Annotated in this window: 1 protein-coding gene; it reads left to right on the plus strand. The window is 70.3% G+C overall.

Features of this window, described 5'->3' with window-relative positions; translation table 11 throughout:
- Positions 1-23: 23 nt before the first annotated feature.
- Positions 24-502, plus strand: a 479-nt coding sequence (locus EN994_RS34680; RefSeq protein ID WP_127308312.1) for an ATP-binding cassette domain-containing protein, incomplete at its 3' end; no start/stop codon positions are given.

Consider the following 502-nt stretch of genomic DNA (forward strand, 5'->3'; position numbering starts at 1 on the left):
GTCTATCTGGGGCGGCGCTGATCATGCTGCGGACAATGGCGGTGTCAGCCGGCTACGGCCCGCTCCCGGTGCTGAACGGCATCGACCTCAGTGTCGCGCCAGGCGAAGTCGTCGGCCTGCTCGGCCGTAACGGCGCCGGCAAGACGACGCTGCTGCGCGTCATCGCCGGCGGCTTGCGAGCGAGCGGTGGCGCGGTGGTTCTCGGTGACAAGGACCTCACGAACGCGCCGGCCTTCCGCCGCGCGCGGGCAGGCATTGCGCATGTGCCGCAGGGGCGCGGGATCTTCAACCAGCTGACGGTGCGGCAAAACCTGGAGGTCGGCACCCGCGCTGCCAAGGACCGTGGCGACGGCGGCATTTCGGCCGACATCTTCGGCTATTTTCCGATCCTGCGCGAGCGCGAAGCGCAGGTCGCCGGCACGCTTTCGGGCGGCCAGCAGCAGATGCTGGCGATCGGCCGCGCGCTCTGCGGCCTGCCGTCGGTGCTGCTGCTCGATGAGCC

The organism is Mesorhizobium sp. M7A.F.Ca.CA.002.09.1.1, from assembly GCF_003998555.1.
GTDB classification, from domain to species: domain Bacteria; phylum Pseudomonadota; class Alphaproteobacteria; order Rhizobiales; family Rhizobiaceae; genus Mesorhizobium; species Mesorhizobium ciceri.